A 266-nucleotide genomic window follows, 5' to 3' on the forward strand; every position below is an offset into this window, starting at 1 on the left:
CATCCTCCAAGGCTAAATACTACTGACTGACCGATAGTGAACTAGTACCGTGAGGGAAAGGCGAAAAGAACCCCGGAGAGGGGAGTGAAATAGATCCTGAAACCGTATGCGTACAAGCAGTGGGAGCCCACTTTGTTGGGTGACTGCGTACCTTTTGTATAATGGGTCAGCGACTTATTTTCAGTGGCGAGCTTAACCGAATAGGGGAGGCGTAGCGAAAGCGAGTCTTAATAGGGCGTCTAGTCGCTGGGAATAGACCCGAAACC

The 266-nt window shown here is 50.4% G+C and carries 1 rRNA gene; it reads left to right on the forward strand.

From position 1 onward, the window contains the following. A 23S ribosomal RNA gene (locus tag KW841_RS29485) occupies positions 1-266 on the forward strand; the annotation flags it as partial.

The sequence above is a fragment of the Pseudomonas sp. PDM28 genome, from assembly GCF_019219115.1.
Taxonomy (GTDB): Bacteria; Pseudomonadota; Gammaproteobacteria; order Pseudomonadales; family Pseudomonadaceae; genus Aquipseudomonas; species Aquipseudomonas laurylsulfatiphila.